Annotated in this window: 10 protein-coding genes; all 10 read right to left on the reverse strand. The window is 60.9% G+C overall.

The genetic code is table 11. The annotated features are described in order from the left end of the window. Positions 1-42: 42 nt before the first annotated feature. The 10 genes from C7123_RS08520 to C7123_RS08565 all read right to left on the reverse strand — a co-directional run bounded on the left by C7123_RS08520 (position 43) and on the right by C7123_RS08565 (position 15,382). Positions 43-2,601 (reverse strand): carboxypeptidase-like regulatory domain-containing protein, encoded by a 2,559-nt coding sequence (locus tag C7123_RS08520; RefSeq protein ID WP_069174740.1) that lies wholly within the window; start codon positions 2,599-2,601, stop codon positions 43-45. A 17-nt stretch (positions 2,602-2,618) separates the two neighbouring features. Next, on the reverse strand, positions 2,619-3,503 hold the full coding sequence (locus tag C7123_RS08525; protein ID WP_069174741.1) for a GLPGLI family protein: 885 nt from the start codon (positions 3,501-3,503) through the stop codon (positions 2,619-2,621). A 142-nt stretch (positions 3,504-3,645) separates the two neighbouring features. Next, a complete protein-coding gene (gene rd / locus C7123_RS08530) occupies positions 3,646-3,804 on the reverse strand; it encodes a rubredoxin (RefSeq protein WP_083206787.1) in 159 nt (52 codons plus the stop codon). 134 nt (positions 3,805-3,938) lie between these two features. Next, a complete protein-coding gene (locus tag C7123_RS08535) occupies positions 3,939-5,594 on the reverse strand; it encodes an AMP-binding protein (RefSeq protein WP_069174743.1) in 1,656 nt (551 codons plus the stop codon). Positions 5,595-5,725: 131 nt separating this feature from the next. Further along, positions 5,726-5,938 (reverse strand): hypothetical protein, encoded by a 213-nt coding sequence (locus tag C7123_RS08540; RefSeq protein ID WP_069174744.1) that lies wholly within the window; start codon positions 5,936-5,938, stop codon positions 5,726-5,728. Between the two features lie 845 nt (positions 5,939-6,783). Further along, positions 6,784-7,965: a cation:dicarboxylate symporter family transporter gene (locus C7123_RS08545; RefSeq protein ID WP_069174746.1), complete on the reverse strand. Its 1,182-nt coding sequence runs from the start codon at positions 7,963-7,965 to the stop codon at positions 6,784-6,786. A gap of 48 nt (positions 7,966-8,013) precedes the next feature. After that, the gene (locus tag C7123_RS08550; RefSeq protein ID WP_037985170.1) at positions 8,014-9,102 is read right to left on the reverse strand and encodes a uroporphyrinogen decarboxylase family protein; all 1,089 of its coding nucleotides are present in this window, start codon (positions 9,100-9,102) and stop codon (positions 8,014-8,016) included. Between the two features lie 39 nt (positions 9,103-9,141). Then, positions 9,142-10,728, reverse strand: a complete 1,587-nt coding sequence (locus C7123_RS08555; protein ID WP_159049880.1) for a RagB/SusD family nutrient uptake outer membrane protein — start codon at positions 10,726-10,728, stop codon at positions 9,142-9,144. A 593-nt stretch (positions 10,729-11,321) separates the two neighbouring features. Beyond that, positions 11,322-14,432, reverse strand: a complete 3,111-nt coding sequence (locus C7123_RS08560) for a SusC/RagA family TonB-linked outer membrane protein (protein ID WP_069174748.1) — start codon at positions 14,430-14,432, stop codon at positions 11,322-11,324. Positions 14,433-14,452: 20 nt separating this feature from the next. Continuing rightward, positions 14,453-15,382, reverse strand: coding sequence for a hypothetical protein (locus C7123_RS08565; RefSeq protein WP_069174749.1), 930 nt, complete (start codon positions 15,380-15,382; stop codon positions 14,453-14,455). Positions 15,383-16,281: the final 899 nt, after the last annotated feature.

The raw sequence follows: 16,281 nt of genomic DNA on the forward strand, positions 1-16,281 counted from the left end.
TGCTCGCCAAAACCCCGCTCCCGGCACGTTTTCCGTGCGCCGCTAAAAGGTCGTGAGGACCGTGAGGAGAAGCGTGAACGGCCGCAGGCGATAGGTCTGCTCGACGGCCATAAGATCCGTGTAGGAGGTGTAGGCAAACGTGCGATAATCGAGCAGGTTTTGCGCCGTCAGTCGGAAGGTGAAGAGCCGTGAGAGGCGCCAAGCGACGCGAGCGTCCAGCAGGTAGATGTGCTTGCCGGAGCCGGTGAGGGTGTGGTAATAATGACTCCCGGAGGCGGTGAAGCTCAGCGCGGAGAGCGGCGTGAGGGTGGCCGAAAGTTGCTGGTGCAGGGTGCGGGTGGTCTGCCGGTCAGCGTGATCCGGGCGGTAGATATAGTCGGAAAGGTCGGCGGTGTAATCCAGATCGAGCCAGGAGCGGGGCGAGGCGTAAGCGTGCAGGGCCAGCTGACGCATGATGCTTGTGAGCCGTCGCAAGTGACCGCTCTGCATGAGTTGCGACTGGCTGGACGAGATGCTGCCGTTCAGGGTCACGCCACCGCGAATGGCGGGGATCATATAGCTGAGGCTGGCGGCCACGTAGTCCGAGAGGTTGAGGTGGGGGCGATGTACGAAGCCGGACGTGATGTAGATCTCGCCAAAGTCCTGCGTGGGCATCAGTCGGCTGTGTTGCCACATGCGGGTGCAAATGAGGTTGCCGAAAAGGCCGTGGAGGATGTTTTTGTAACGGATCGTGGCGCTCACGGTCGTCATCTCCGCACGGCTGTAGGCCGTCGTGCCAGTCTGTAGGTAGGGATATGACGCGACGAGGGGGGCGGAGAAAAACGCAGAGGGATCCTCGGGCTGGCTTTGCCATGAGCCGCTGAGCGAGGTCGTAACGTAGCGACCAAAGATGCGGACGACGGATGCCGTGGGCGAAAGATGCAGCCGACGGTCGATGTAGGAGCGGTCGGCAAGGCGGTCGATGTAGTCGCTGTGGCGGAAGTCGGCCGGGATGGAGAGCCCGAAATTCCAGGCCGTGAGGCCGATGTTGAGCGAAGGGGTGACGCGGAGTGAGGCCGTGCGATAGCAGAAGTCGTTGCGCGCCGAGTCGCCAGGGATGACCCCTCGAAGGTCGCTTTGGAAGGCGCTCTGATCGTAGGAGAACCCCTCCTCGAGCGAGAGGGTGGCTCGCCCGAAGCCGATCATTTGCGAGGTAGATGTCTGCGCGCGGAACGCTGAGGCACCGATCCGCTCGCCTATTTCGGCCTCAGCACGCCGGATGTCGAGACGTTGAGGCAGTCGGCTCCATTCGATGGCGGACTTGATGCCGACCACTCTTCGTCCGCGGCGAAAGAGGACGTAGAGATCGTTGCGGAGATAGGTGCCGTCCACCTGTCCGTCGGCCACATTCGAGTAAGTCCCGACTGCGTCCGTATGGCCGGAGGAGCGTCGGATGTCGGAAGTCAATACGTTGCTGAGGTACATCTGGCGGGTGTTCGCCTCGAGGCGGATGGAGGGCGAAGCACCGTGGAGGCGTCGCCGCCCGCTCTGGCGCGTTGTCAACTCGCGCGTCTGCCCGTCGTCAAGGTAGTAACGGCGTGTCTCAGCCGCGTCGCTCTCCGTCTCGGCCCCGAACAGCTCCATGCACGGTGTGAGGGTGAACGATCTCCCCATGTCCCATTGGTTGTTGAGGCTCAGTCGGTGCGAGCGGTTGAAGAGCGTCCTGCTACGCTCCAAGTACGGATTGTCGGCGCTCGGCAGAGCGATCACCTCACGCGCCGATCCGCCTCCCGACGTGCCTCCGCCTACCACATCGCGCCCCGTATTGTTGCCCTTATACGTGTTCATCGTCTTCACCTTTTGGGCGAAACGCATGGCGCTTGCGTCCACCTGCCACAGGCGCGGCACTCCGCCGCCGGCCTCGACCACTCCCACCCATCGGTTCTTGGCCGTCTCTTTCAGCGTGACATTGACGGCCGTTTGGTCGGAGAAGAGCAAGTCCTCAAACAGTTTGATCGGCTGATGGTGTTCGATCACCTCCACACGCCCCACGTCATCGTGTTTGATGCTGCGTATGGCTGTGGTATAGTTGCCTGTCATCATGTCCGACCCGTCGATGTAGAAATTGCTGATCTCGCGCCCGGCGTACTTGATGCGTCCGTCGGCGGAGATGTTGAAGCCTGGCATGCGCTTGATCACATCGGCCAGCGTGATGTCGTTCTCGCGGGCGAAGGATGAGGCGAGGTAACGCGTCGTGTCGCCGGCACCACTGATGGGTGTGGCGCGCACCTTCACCTCTTTCAGCATGACGGACGCCTCGGCCAAGACGAATGCGTATTCGCTACGATCCGGTGTCAAGAGCACCTTTTGAGCCGTATAGCCCATCATGCGAGCATGAATAAATCGCGAGCCCTGCGCCGCTTCGGCCACCTTCAACGCGAAGTGTCCCTCGGCATCGGCCACGGCGTAAGCCAACACATGATCGTCGGCCTCAGTCGTGACCGTGACCAGCGCCCCCGGCAGACTTCCCGTGGCGCATTTTACCGTACCCGTGATCTCACGCACTTGCCCCGCGACCCTGAACAGCGAAGCCGAGAGCAAGAACAGTATCGAAAGAAGCATCCTCATGGCGTCGCCTCCTACTTCTTATAGTCCCGCTCGAGCAGGTCATAGCGCGCCGTCTCACCGGATGCCCCGGCCATCGTTCCGCCCGGTGCGTTGGCTTGTATATAGCGCGCTAAGCCAATCTGCGCGCTTTTGGCCTGCGTACGGAGAAAGGTCATCCGATCGGTGCGCACATATTGCCGTTCGTCGTACGTGATGTATTCGATCGGCTCACGCACAAAGTCCAGTCTGGACAGGTCGAAGGTGTAATGTCCGCTTGCGTCGCGCGCACTCATGATCAACCCCGGCAGTCCGGCCAACTTCCACGGCCCGGCGCTGACTGGAATCTCGGGGGCGTACCACGCCTCATAGTTACGCCCGCGATAGCTGCAGACGGCCTTTCGGCAGGTGTATCCGAGGATCTGCCTCACGGAGTCCGTCAAGAGCGTCCATTGCTGCGGCTCGGCATCATCCTCGTAGACGTAATAATCAAGAAAGACGGCGTCCTGCACCGTGCGGCGGTTAGCCGGATACCCGGTATAAATGACCAGCGCGTCCACTCGGCTCAGCAGCGGCATCCCCGAATAGTCGCCACTTAAGGCACCCCGCTCTATTTCGGCCTCCATTTGGCTCATGTAGTTGGCCCAAGTCTTAGCGTCGGTGCGTATTCGTTCGTAGCGATCGGTCATCAGTTCGTAGTATTTGGAGGCCTTCCGCCCGATTTGAAGGACAAAGCGGCCTCCCGTCAGCGTGCCATTTTCTAGCTGCGTCGTATCCAAATAATAGAGGGTTTTGTATTCGCAGGTAAGGAGCGTTGTATCGATCACAACGGGCGACGTTTGCGCGTGCCCCTGCGCCGCGGCTGCCAGCCATCCGCAGAGGAGCAGGAGGATGGGAGAGATAGATCGGTTCGGTGTCATTAGATGGGGTGTTCGTGTGACTCTCGTGAAAGGGGGGAATAAAAAAGCGAGATCAACCGCTCCCGGGGGAGTAACGGCCGATCTCGCACATTGCATTCAGAATAGTTCCGTCGCCATGCCAGAGGCTGGGCGGCGGGGGGCATTATACCGGTTCGAAATCTTCCTTACCGACACCACAGAGGGGGCAAACCCAATCGTCGGGGATCTCTTCAAACGCCGTTCCCGGGTCGATTCCGCCGTCCGGATCGCCTACCTCGGGATCATAAATGTAGTCGCATACGGTACATCTGTACTTTCTCATTTCCTTCTTGATTTTTAATTAGACGGGGCAAAGATAGACCGGAAAACCTGTACTCCTTTCAGATCTTCCGGCCGAGAGCGATCTTCAAGTCCTCCCTCCTTCAAAAATGGGAAGGGGGGATGTACACCCTTTCCTTACTTGTACAGGTATCGCTTGATGCTCTGCTTGGGCGTCTTCTCGAAGGGCTCATCGCGGAGCTCGACGGCGGAGACGTTGCAGTACTTGGGGATGCGACTATTGAGCTGACGCAGGTTGTCGGTCATGGTGGCCTGAAGAGCAGCGGCGTCGAGGCCGTCCTTCTCGGCGCGGTCGCGGTCGGGAATGATGAGGGCGACGAGCCCCTCGGGGCGTTGCACGATGAGCGACTCGGTGACGTAGGGCAAGGTGCCGAGGATGCTTTCGATCTCCTCGGGGTAGATGTTCTGACCGTTGGAGCTAAGGATCATTGTCTTGCTGCGGCCGCGAATGAAGATGAATCCGTCACGGTCGATCACGCCCAAGTCGCCCGTCTTAAGCCATCCGTCGGGCGTCATGGCGGCGGCCGTAGCGTCCGGATTCTTGTAGTAACCGAGCATGACGTTCATGCTGCGCACCTGAATCTCGCCGGCGGTGTTCTCCGGATCGGGTGAGTCGATACGCACCTCCATGCGGTCGACCGCGCGGCCGACAGAGCCGGTGCGGTACGTCTTCCAGTATTCGTAAGAGATGAGCGGACCGCACTCGGTCATGCCGTAGCCTACGGTATAGCGGAAGCCGATGCGATGCAGGAACTGTTCGACCTCCTTATTGATAGCCGCGCCACCGATGACAATCTCGGAGAAGTCGCTACCGAAGGCTGCGCTGAGGGCCTTGCAGATGCGTCGATCGATGAGGCGACCGATGCCGGGCAGGCTGCGCAGGAGGCGTGTCGTGGGTTTGTTGATCTCAGGGAAGATGCGTGTGCGGACGATCTTTTCGATGATCAGGGGCACGGCGATGATGAGTCGCGGGCGGACGGCGGTAAAGGTGTCAATGACCACCTTGGGGTTGGGCACGCGCGGCAGGAAGTGGATGTGGCAACCCTTGTTGATGCCATTCATAATCTCGAAGGCCAGGCCATACATGTGGGCCATGGGGAGCATGCAGACGAAGTGATCGCCGGCCTTGATGAAGCTCAGATGGTCGGCCGCGAAGCGCGTGTTGCTCCAGAGGCTGCGGTAGGGCAGCATGACGCCTTTGGAGTATCCCGTGGTGCCGGAGGTGTAGTTAAGGATGGCCATCTCGTCAGGCTGTTCGATGTGCACATGCAGGCTGTCGGCCGTGAAGAGGGGAGAGTAACGTTCGGCGAAGTCCGTTTCGAGGCGTTCGCGGAGGCGGTCAATGCCCGGGTGGCGACTGAGGACCACGCTCCAGTCCTCCAAGAGGAGGGCGGCCGTGAGGTCGGGCATGGCGTCGGCCGAGAGCTTCTCCCAGCTGGCGGAGGCGGCCAGCAGGACTTTCGACTCGGAGTGGCAGACGATGTGATGCACATTCTCGGGATGGAAGTCGTGGAGGATGGGCGTAGCCACGGCACCATAGGTAAGGATGCCGAAGAAGGCGATGACCCAGCGCGAGGAGTTGCGTCCGATGAGGGCTACGCGATCGCCCTTACGTACGCCGGCATGTTCGAGCAGGAGGTGTAGGCGGGCCATTTCGGCGGCCATGTCTTTGTAGTAGTAGGTTACACCCTGATGGTCGGTGAGTGCGGGAAAATCCCAGTGGGCCTTGATGCTGTCTTCAATAAGCCCTAAGAAGCGATCCTGATTGTTCATAAGTCTTGCTGTTTTGTTCTTTATAGGCGACAAAAGTAGGCCGAATCAGAGAGGGCGGGCGGGGGAGGATTATAGGAGCGTATGCGCGTGCACCCTTGTATAGTCTGCTGAGAGGAGAAGTCAATAGGGGCCTATATTCCAATGATCCGTCTCATGCCTGCTTCTATCCGCGTGATGGCTTCATCCATTGAGAGGGCACGATCGAAGTCTTCCGGAAGTCGATCCTCACTCGGAGCGACGAAAGATTCATGGTGCCTACTGCGGACGAGGGCCACTTCCTGCTTTGTGCGATCTACGGACCTCGTCTTGTTGTCGCGTAATTCCGTTGAACTGATTGTATGCATTGTATCTGTCGTTTATAGGCGACAAAAGTAGTCCAACACCCCGTCGGCCCCCAAAACGGGCCGCCTTTTGCAGTCCAACACCCCGTCGGGGTCAAAAAGGCGCCGCCTTTTATAGTCCAACGCCCCGTCGGCCCCCAAAACAGACCGCCTTTCATAGGCCAACACCCCGTCGGCCCCCAAAACGGGCCGCCTTTTGCAGGCCAACACCCCGTCGGTGCCCAAAACAGGCCGCCTTTTGCAGGCCAACATCCCGTCGGCCCCCAAAACGCGCCGCCTTTTGCAGGCCTACACCCCGTCGGCCCCCAAAACGCGCCGCCTTTTGCAGGCCTACACCCTGTCGGTGCCCAAAACGGGCCGCCTTTTATAGGCCAACACCCCGTCGGCCCCCAAAACGGGCCACCTTTTGTAGGCCAACACCCCGTCGACCCCCCAAACGCGCCGCCTTTTGCAGGCCAACACCCCGTCGAGGTCAAAAAGGCGCCACGTTTTGCATTGTTCCGGGCTGCGCGGCGAAAAAGGCGGCCTGTTTTTCACCGTTCCGGGCTGCGCGGCGAAAAAGGCGGTCTGTTTTTCACCGTTCCGGACTGCGCGGCGAAAAAGGCGGCCTGTTTTTCATCGTTCCGGGGTGCGCGGTGAAAAAGGCGGTCTGTTTTTCACCGTTCCGGGCTGCGCGGTGAAAATGGCGGCCCGTTTTTCACAGTTCTTGGGTGCGCGGCGAAAAAGGTGGCCTGTTTTTCACAGTTCTTGGGTGCGCGGTCAAAAACGGGGCCGCCGTTCACACCGCCTAACTCTTGGGGCGATGCAAACGGCGGACGACTTGAGGTATATCCGATCGGCCGATGGGCTTACAGGGCCTCGGCCTCGAGGTCGGGGACGTGGCGCTTGGCATAGGTGTCGGTGATGAGCGAGAGGGCGCCGTCGCCGGTGATGTTGCAGGCCGTGCCGAAGCCGTCTTGCAGGGCGAAGATGGCGATGAGGAGCGCCGTGCCTGAGTCGCCGAAACCGAGCACGGAGGTGACGATGCCGAGCGAGGCGAGCACCGTGCCACCCGGTACGCCGGGCGCACCTACGGCGAAGATGCCCAGGAGGACGATGAAGAGCGTCAGCGTGGCGGGGTCTGGCAGGTGGCCGTAGAGCAGCTGCGAGACGACGCAGACGAGAAACGTCTCCGTAAAGACCGAACCGCAGAGGTGGATGTTGGCAAAGAGCGGAATGGAGAAGTCGGTCACCTTACGGCTGAGGATGGGGCTGCGGCGGATGCAGTCGAGCGAGACGCCGAGGGTGGCTGCGGACGACATGGTGCCCCAGGCCGTGAGGTAAGCCGGGCCGTAATAGCGGAGGACGTTCCAGCCGTTCTTCCGGGAGTAGGCCGAGGCGGTGCCGTAGAGCAGGGCGAGCCAGAGGTAATGGCAGACGATGACGATGGCCAGGACGGGCAGGAAGATGCCGAGGCGGGCCACGTCGCCCTCGTAAGATAGGGCCGCGAAGTTGGCCGCGATATAGACGGGCAGCACGGGCATGAGCACACGGCGAACGAGCAGGAGGACAATGTCGCGGAACTGCAGCAGTAGGCGTGTGACGTCCACTGCGCTGGTGCGAAGGGCGCCAAAGCCAAGGAAGACGGCCAGTAGCAGGGCCGACATGACGCTCATCACGGGTGGTATGTCGACACGGAAGATGAGTTCAGGCAGCTGGCGCAGACCTTCTTCAGCCGGCCGTATGTTCAGCAGCGGGATGGTCTGATAACCCACCAGCGCGGCAAACGTGGCGGCGCCAACGGACGAGACGTAGGCCAAGAGGAAGGCGAAGAAGATCAGTCGTGTGGCACCTTGGCGCAGGGCCGTGATAGAAGGAGCCACGAAACCGATGACGATCAGGGGGACGAGGAAGAAGATGATCTGCCCCGTGATTTGCTTGATGGAAAGGATGGTGCGGATGCCCTCCTCCCCGACGAGGCGCCCCGTGAAGAGGCCCACAACGACGGCGATGAGGAGTATGACGATGGAGTTGGATAGGATTTTTTTCATTGAATGATGGCTTCTGAGGGGTGAATGGTTAGACATGTTGAGGGGAAATTATTGGGCCGCGGACGCCTTGTGGGTCAGTCGCCAGGTGTGGATGTAGTCCACGAGGCGGCGCACCTTCTCGGGGTCGGAATCGTTGGGCAGGGAGTCGTCGGCGCCGAAGATGAAGTTGGCGGGCGCCTCACGCAGGATGGCGTCCACTTCGGCCTTGGCCTCCTCCAGCGTGCCTTTGTACAGGGCGCCCCAACGCTGCATGCCGCCGAGGACGGGGCGACGGAAACGCTCCGAGATCTGCCGAAGGGTGAGGGTGCTGTCCTTGAAGTTGTGCATCGGGGGATTGATGATGCTGCCGGGATAGTCGAGGTAATCGTCGAAGGTGGCGGGGGTGATATGGCCGCCCGATTCGCAGATGTGGAGGATGTTGAAAGGGGCCACCTCAGCGGCTACGTCGGCCAATTGGCGGTCGTAGGGCTTGAGAATGCGACGGAAGATGTCGCCTGCGAACTCCTCCAGATCGTCGCCTTGGCTGGAGATGTAGAAGCCATCGGCTCCGGCGCGTCGGGCCTCGCGGATGTAGTGCACAAGGCTCTGGGTGACGGCCTCCAGAGCCGGACGGATGGCCTCGGGATCGCGGCGGATCAGCTCGACCATAGCCGCGCGCCCCGCCTTATCGCTCGAGAGGGGGACACCGGCCGCCTGGATCAGCACGCGCAGCGGAGAGAAGACGGTGGGGATGATCAGCGCCTCGCTGCCCAGCTCGCGCTTCAGCTCGCGGATGACGAGCAGCTGTTCTTCCCACACCTCGGGGCTGAAGGGCCGGATGCGCTTCCAGTCGGCCGGCGTACGGACGGCATGCGAGGGGGGGAAGTATTCGTATTTGACGTTCACGAAGTCCACATGGGTGCGGCGGAACCAGTCCACGTGGGCCCGGACGGCGTCGAGGCCTTCGTGCTCCTTGAAGTGGATGTTGAAGAAGACGGGAACGTAGTCGTTCGGCCTGCTTTGATCGAGCGTCTGGAGCATCAGCTCGCGCTTGTTGTAGTCCGTGGGGGTCTGTGCCCCGGCGCGTAGGGCCAAGAGGGCGGTGGCGGCGGCCGCAAGGAGGGCCGCCCGGAGGAGGTGGGTAGTTGTCTTGCTCATTGTCTTGTCGAGTATAAGGGTGAGTAAAGAAGAGGGGGACTATTCCCAGCCTTTGGCCGTGTAGGGATCGCCGGAGGTCTGTCCGTCGTAGCCCCAGTTCTGCTTCAGGGCGGGATTGAGGGCGATCTGCTCGGAGGGGATGGGCAGGAAGTAATGCTTGGGCGAGATGTTCTGGTGCTTGAGGTCCGTGGCCGGCACCTTCTCTCGGATCGTCTTGACGAGGATATGCCAGCGCTTGAGGTCGAACCAGCGCGTACCCTCCATGATGAATTCCTTGAGCTGCTCCGTGCGTACGGCCTGTCGGAAGGCTTCTTGGCTGAGGCCCGCAAGCTCCGTTTTCGATCCGTCGGCGGGTGCGCGCTGGATCTGGGCGTAAGAGTCGTAGAAGGCACGCCGACGCACCTCGTTGATGGCCTTATAAGCCGTCTCGGTGGGGCCGTTCAGCTCGTTCTCGGCCTCGGCCTTGATGAGCAGTACCTCGGCATAGCGCAGGACGGAGGAGCTGGTGTTCTGCCCCGAGATGTAGGGGGCGGAATACTTGGCCATCTCTATCGTGTCGATGTATTTGCGGAAGCGGATGCGGTCGAAGTCGAACCAGTGGCCGGTGAAGGGGTCGTAGAGGCGCTTGGTGACGGAGGCCTCGCGGCGCTGATCGTTGGCGTCGAAAAGGTCGTAGAGCGAGTTGTCGAGCGCGGCGATGACGGGCTGCTTATCGTTCGTGAAGCCGGTGGAGAGCACACAGCGACCGATGACGTTGCGGTTGATGCCGAACTTATGCTCCACGGTGAAGATCAGTTCGGCGTTGCCCAGCTTCTTATCCACCGACCAGTTGTCGCAATAGCGATCCAGCAGCTTGTATTTCCCCTCCACCTTCGAGGCATACGCTACGGCCTGACCGAAGAGCTCCCGCTGGTGAGCCTGGGAATACTCCGTATCGCTCTGCGCCCAGACCAGGTGCACCTTAGCCAGCAAGGCCGTTGCGGCACCTGCTGACGCTACGCTCGGCAGCGACGAATAGCCTGCGGGGATGCCCTCGGCGGCCTTCAGGTCGGCCACGATCTGCTCATAGACTTTGTCTGTTGCTGTGCGGGGCTGGCCCTCCCCCTCGCCGTCGTGAAGCACGAGCGGCACGTCGCCGTAATAGCGCACCAAGTCGAAGTAATACAGCGCCCGGAGGAACTTGGCCTGCCCCACGATGGCGGCGCGGACACGATCCGAGATGGCCGTGTTGGCCTCGGCTTTATCGATGAGTACGTTGGCGCGATTGATGCCCGTGTAGTGCACCAACCAGGTGGAGACGACGAAGGTGTTGGTAGGCGTGATGGCGAAGTTGCCGATCTCGGCGATGTCCGGGCTGTTGGCGGTGCCGCGGCGGGCATATTCGCTTTGCAGATCGTTGAAGAAGATCATCTCGGTGTTGTAGATGCCGTACATCTCGCCGGCCAGATCGTTGTCCGAGAGGATCTGATAGACGCCGTAGAGGGCGGCTTGCAGGTCGGCCTCGGTCTGATAGAAGTCGTTCTTTTCAATCGAGCTGAGCGGCGTCTGATCCAGATCGGTGCAGGCGCTCAGCAGCGGAGCCGACAGCGCGGCTGCGAGCAGGTATAGGGTAGTCTTCTTATTCATCTTCATAGGGAGGGGTGAGAAATAGTTTGGAGTGGTAGTTATCGTCCGTTTGGGGGATGTCATTCTCGCGTTCAAGCGACTTTCTGGCTCACTTTGGCGCGAGAGCGGCCTCGTCAAGCGACTTTTTGACGCCGCTGCATGCCAGCGGGCCCGTCAAGCAACTTTTTGACGCCGCTGCGTGCCAGCGGGCCCGTCAAGCGACTTTTTGGCGCCGCTGCGTGCCAGCGGCTCCGTCAAGCGACTTTTTGGCGTCGCTGCGTGCCAGCGGCCCCGTCAAGCGACTTTTTGGCGCCGCTGCGTGCCAGCGGCCTCGTCAAGCGACTTTTTGGCGTCGCTGCGTGCCAGCGGCCCCGTCAAGCAACTTTTTGACGCCGCTGCGTGCCAGCGGAGCCGTCAAGCGACTTTTTGACGCCGCTGCGTGCCAGCGGAGCCGTCAAGCGACTTTTTGACGCCGCTGCGTGCCAGCGGCCCCGTCAAGCGACTTTTTGGCGCCGCTGCGTGCCAGCGGCCTCGTCAAGCGACTTTTTGGTGTCGCTGGGAGCCAGCAGGGCCCCCCGAGCGACTTTTTGAGTGAATGAATGGCGGCGGGGGGCTTATAAAGTCAGCTGTAGCCCCACCTGCACGGTCTTGGCTGTGGGATAAGTGCCCATGTCGACGCCTTGATAGAGTGCGCTGTGCTCATCCATGCCGTTGCGCGAAGCCTCGGGGTCATAACCCGAATAGCGGGTCAGGGTGACGAAGTTCTGGAGCGAGAGGAAGAGGCGGATCTGCGCATCTTTCGTTACCTGTCGGAGGGGGAGGGTGTAGCCCACCTGCACGTTCTTGAGGCGCAGGTAGCTGGCGTCCTCCACGTAGCGACTGTCAGAGACGATCGTCAGGTCGTCGCTGGCGCGCTGTATGCGGTCCGAAGGGTTCGTCTCCGTCCAGCGGTCGGCCACGATGGCCAGGGAGTTATAGTACGTCGATCCCTTTGTCAGACGCGTAGCCAAGCCGTTGAAGAGCTTGTTGCCGTAGCTGCCTGCCAAGGCGAGGAAAAGGTCCACACGTCCCCACGTGAGAGTGGTGTTGAAGCCGTAAGTAAAGAGTGGCTGCGAGTTGCCGAGCACGGTCTGATCGGCCGTGTTCACCACATTGTCGCCGTTTACATCCTCATAGATCGGGTTGCCCGGGCGCAGGGGGCTGATGGACTGGCGGGGCAGGGCGGAGACGTCCGTCTCTTTCTGCACGAGGCCCTTGAACTTGTATCCGTAGAGCGTGCCCAACGGCTCGCCCACCTTGACGATCACGGGCGAGATATAGCCCAGCGTGGCGCCGCTGAAGTTGGGGACGATGGACGAGGCCGACCCGAGGCTGGTCACCTCGTTGCGGTTGTGAGCGATGTTGAAGTCGGCAGTCCAGCGCACCTGCTTGTTGCTGATGAGTGTGCCACCGATAGCCAGCTCCACGCCGCGGTTAGTCACCGAGCCGACGTTGCGCAGCGAGGTCTCAAAGCCCGAGACTTGCTCCACGGGCACCATCAGCAGCAGGTCGGACGTGCGCTTGTAGTAGGCGTCCAGCACCACCGTGAGTCGGTTGCGAAAGAAGCCCGTGCTCAGGCCCACGTTATAGCTGGCCGTACGCTCCCACTTCAGGTCGGGGTTAGCCTTGCTCTGTATGTAATAGGCCAACACTTCGCGCCCGCCAGAGTAGCCCGGCGTAGGGGTCGGCGCTACGTTGGCCACGAACTGATAATCGCCAATCTCTTGATTGCCTACCACACCGGCCGAGAGGCGCACCTGCAAATGATCCACAGCGCGGCCGAGGCGGATGAACTTCTCCCGACCCACATTCCACGACAAGCCTGCGGAGGGGAAGAGCCCCCATTTGTTGTTCTCTGCGAAGCGGCTGGAGCCGTCGGCACGCAGGGTGAGGGAGAGGTTGTAGCGACCGTCGTAGGAGTAGTTGGCGCGACCGAGCCATGAGCGCAGTGTGCTGATATAGGCACGACTGGTGGCGGAGAAAAGGTCGGAGCCAGCCGCGAGGTTGTTGTACCCCGTCACATCGTTGGCGAAGTTGCGGACGGTGGTGGCATAACCACTGCGATCCGTACGCTGGGCGGTGTATCCGGCCAGGAGCGCCACGTGATGCAGACGGTTGAACTCGCGGTCGTAGTTGGCCGTGAACTCCGCCTGCCAAACGTTGGCCAGCGTAGATCCGACCGAGGCCACGCCCTTATACTCCAGCCCGGTGGTGGTGTAGGAGGGCGAATAGTTGCTCTCGCGGGTGTTGGAGAGGTCGGCTCCGGCTTGCACCTTCAGCTTGAGGTGCTTCACCGGCTCCCATTCGGCAAAGGCCGAGGCGATGAGGCGGGAGTTGGCGATACGGGTCTTGGCGTTGTATAGGTCCGAGATGGGGTTACCCACCACTTGCTCCCCGTTGCGGGTGTAGAGGTCTTGACTGATGGGGCTGGGGGCATAGTTGAAATGGCCCGCGGCGTCGTAGATCGGGTGCGTAGGGGCCGAGGTGATCACGGCCATCCAGGTGTTTGAGGCCCACTTAGCGGCCTGCCCCGCTGTGCCGCGATCCACGTTGCGCAACCCATTCAGCGCGCTATAAGCGCCCGAGGCATTGACACCGATCACGAAGTTGGGCCACATGGTGCGCTCATAGTTGATGCGCCCCGCATAGCGCTTCAGGCCCGTGTTGACGATGATGCCCTCTTGCCCCTTGTAACTGCCCGAGATGGCGTAGCGCGAGTGCTCGTCGCCACCGGCGGCGCTCAGCTGATGCTCCTGGGTGAAGGCCGTGCGAAGGGCCTCGTCCTGCCAGTCGTAGCTGTGCGTGGGTGAGGGTAGGGGCGCTTTGGGGTTGATCTCGTTGTAGAGGGCTGTGAACTGTTCGGCGTTGAGGAACTCCAGTCGGCGGGCGGCGGTGCTCCATCCGGCCGTACCGGCATATCTGAGGTTGTTGCGCCCCTTGGTGCCCTTCTTGGTGGTGATCATGATCACACCGTTGGCGCCGCGTGTGCCATAGATGGCTGTGGCGCTGACGTCCTTCAGCACCTCGATGCTCTCGATGTCCGAGGGATTGAGGAAGGACAGCGGATCGAGCGAGGCATCCGCACCCGAAGCACCCGTGCGAGTGGCCTCGGGATCGTTGTAGACGATGAAACCGTCGATCACATAGAGCGGCTCATTGCTGCCCGTGATGGAATTGCCTCCGCGGATGCGGATGTTGCTCGAGGCGCCCGGTTGACCCGACGTGGTGGTGACGTTCAGACCCGCCACGGCTCCGGCCAGGGCGTTCTCCACCGTGGTGGGCGACTGCTTGAGTAGGTCCTTGTTCACGGTCGAGATGGCGCTGGTCAGCTCGCGACGCTTCTGCGTGCTGTAGCCCACCACGACCACCTCCTGCAACACGTCCACCGCCTCATTGAGCGGGATGACGATCGGCTCCGAGGCGTCGTAGACGTCCACTTGCAGCTCTCTGTAGCCCACGAAGCTGACCTTGATAACGGCTGGAAGGTTGCGCACTGTGACGGAGAAATTCCCATCCAAATCCGTCAAGACTCCCGAATGCTCGTCCACAACGGCGACGGTGGCCCCAATGATCGGCTCGTCCGTCTGAGAGTCCAGCACGCGTCCCTCCAGCTTAGTTTGTGCCCCTGCCTGACCCACGATGAGTAGCAGCAGGGCGATGATGTAATGCGTAGTTTTCACCTTCATGCTTTGTCCTCCTCATCGTTTTATCGGTCGCTCAGCAGCCTCGAGAGGCGCTTCTGCTCCTTCTGCTCCGTTTTCTTGTCGATGGTCAGGAAGCCCGACGCATGGTTGTATTGCTGTCCCTCGCTGACTACCCACTGCAGGAAGTCCCTGACGGGCGCCTTGTCGCGATAGACAAAGCCGATCATTTGCAGCGGGATCAGGTCGATCTCTGCGTCCTCCAGCAACCGCAACGTCTCGTCCAGATTGCCACTGCGCAGGATCTGCTCCTGATCCTTCTTCAGGTTCAGCGGCAGGACAGAGAGCTCCGGCTTCAACTTGCGGCTTTGCAGGTCGAAGAGGTAAGCCGTCGTGTTGAACGTGATGCCCGTGCGATCCTTTCCGATGGCCGTCAACAGATGGATGTCGTCGCCGGCGATGCGTTTGCCACGGATCTGCGACGGGCGGTATCCGAAGTGCGAGGCAAAGGCCTGCGCACCCGATGTGCGACCCATCGTCGAATAGACCGTCAGGCCGTCACGCAGGGCGTCCTTCTTCTTGCCCTCTTCCACCTCTTGCACGACATCGTTTTGGAAGAATAGGCGCTTCAGTTCCTTCTTGTCGAATCGGCGGCGATTGATTTGCTCATAGAGCGGGTTGCCCGTCGTCGTGACCGGCAGCAGGGCGTAGCGCCCCACGTAGGCCACGTTTCCTTCGGCCTCTTTGTCGGCCTCGGTCGAGGCTTGCGTTAGCGTCAGGTCGGCCTCGCCCTTGCCATCATTCACCACGCGGATCTGCACCTCCGGGTGTTGCTCCGTATATTTCTTAATCCAAGTCTCTACCAGCCCGCTGCAAGCCTTGGCTGTGCTTACGGTGATCACTTCGCTCGGTGTATCCGATGCGCGCAGCGACGTGGAGGCTGCGATCAGCAGCGTCGCCACCAGCAGTTGCTTGAGTGTAAATCTTGCCTTCATTGTTTCTGTTACTCCTATTCTTTTGGGGGTTCTCAATCGTTGTTTCTATCTCGTTTTTTTGACGGTGCAAAGGTGTGGGCACCTCAACCCCTGCACAATCCCACGCGTGTGGTATTTTCCATCCCACAACCGTGGTATAAAGCCGATTCTTCCCCCATTTTACCCTTGGAGCACGCCTCATTTTCCTCTTTCCACACCCCGTCGGCCTCCCAAACGGGCCGCCTTTTGTAGGCCAACACCCCGTCGACCCTCAAAACGGGCCGCCTTTTGCAGGCCAACACCCCGTCGGCCTCCCAAACGGGCCGCCTTTTATAGTCCAACACCCCGTCGGTGCCCCAAAGGCGCCGCCTTTTGCAGTCCAACACCCCGTCGACCCCCCAAACAGGCCGCCTTTTATAGTCCAACACCCCGTCGGTGCCCAAAACGCGCCGCCTTTTGCAGGCCAACACCCCGTCGACCCCCAAAACGGGCCGCCTTTTGCAGTCCAACACCCCGTCGGCCCTCAAAACAGGCCGCCTTTTGCAGGCCAACACCCCGTCGGCCCCCCAAACAGGCCGCCTTTTATAGGCCAACACCCCGTCGAGGTCAAAAAGACGCCACGTTTTGCATTGTTCCGGACTGCGCGGTGAAAAAGGCGGTCTGTTTTTCACCGTTCCGGGCTGCGCGGCGAAAAAGGCGGCCTGTTTTTCACAGTTCTTGGGTGCGCGGTGAAAAAGGCGGTCTGTTTTTCACCGTTCCAGGCTGCGCGGCGAAAAAGGCGGCCTGTTTTTTACCCTTCCGGGCTGCGCGGCGAAAAAGGCGGTCTGTTTTTTACCCTTCCGGGCTGCGCGGCGAAAAAGGCGGTCTGTTTTTCACCGTTCCGGGCTGCGCGGTCAAAAAGGCGGTCTGTTTTTCACCGT

Origin of the sequence: Tannerella serpentiformis (genome assembly GCF_003033925.1) — a bacterium.
In the GTDB taxonomy this organism is placed as follows: domain Bacteria; phylum Bacteroidota; class Bacteroidia; order Bacteroidales; family Tannerellaceae; genus Tannerella; species Tannerella serpentiformis.

What these genes read in the sequence shown, in the direction of transcription:
- C7123_RS08520 (WP_069174740.1), bottom strand. Translation starts at nt 2,601, where the DNA reads ATGCTTCTTTCGATACTGTTCTTGCTCTCGGCTTCGCTGTTCAGGGTC.
- C7123_RS08525 (WP_069174741.1), bottom strand. Translation starts at nt 3,503, where the DNA reads ATGACACCGAACCGATCTATCTCTCCCATCCTCCTGCTCCTCTGCGGA.
- rd (WP_083206787.1), bottom strand. Translation starts at nt 3,804, where the DNA reads ATGAGAAAGTACAGATGTACCGTATGCGACTACATTTATGATCCCGAG.
- C7123_RS08535 (WP_069174743.1), bottom strand. Translation starts at nt 5,594, where the DNA reads ATGAACAATCAGGATCGCTTCTTAGGGCTTATTGAAGACAGCATCAAG.
- C7123_RS08540 (WP_069174744.1), bottom strand. Translation starts at nt 5,938, where the DNA reads ATGCATACAATCAGTTCAACGGAATTACGCGACAACAAGACGAGGTCC.
- C7123_RS08545 (WP_069174746.1), bottom strand. Translation starts at nt 7,965, where the DNA reads ATGAAAAAAATCCTATCCAACTCCATCGTCATACTCCTCATCGCCGTC.
- C7123_RS08550 (WP_037985170.1), bottom strand. Translation starts at nt 9,102, where the DNA reads ATGAGCAAGACAACTACCCACCTCCTCCGGGCGGCCCTCCTTGCGGCC.
- C7123_RS08555 (WP_159049880.1), bottom strand. Translation starts at nt 10,728, where the DNA reads ATGAATAAGAAGACTACCCTATACCTGCTCGCAGCCGCGCTGTCGGCT.
- C7123_RS08560 (WP_069174748.1), bottom strand. Translation starts at nt 14,432, where the DNA reads ATGAAGGTGAAAACTACGCATTACATCATCGCCCTGCTGCTACTCATC.
- C7123_RS08565 (WP_069174749.1), bottom strand. Translation starts at nt 15,382, where the DNA reads ATGAAGGCAAGATTTACACTCAAGCAACTGCTGGTGGCGACGCTGCTG.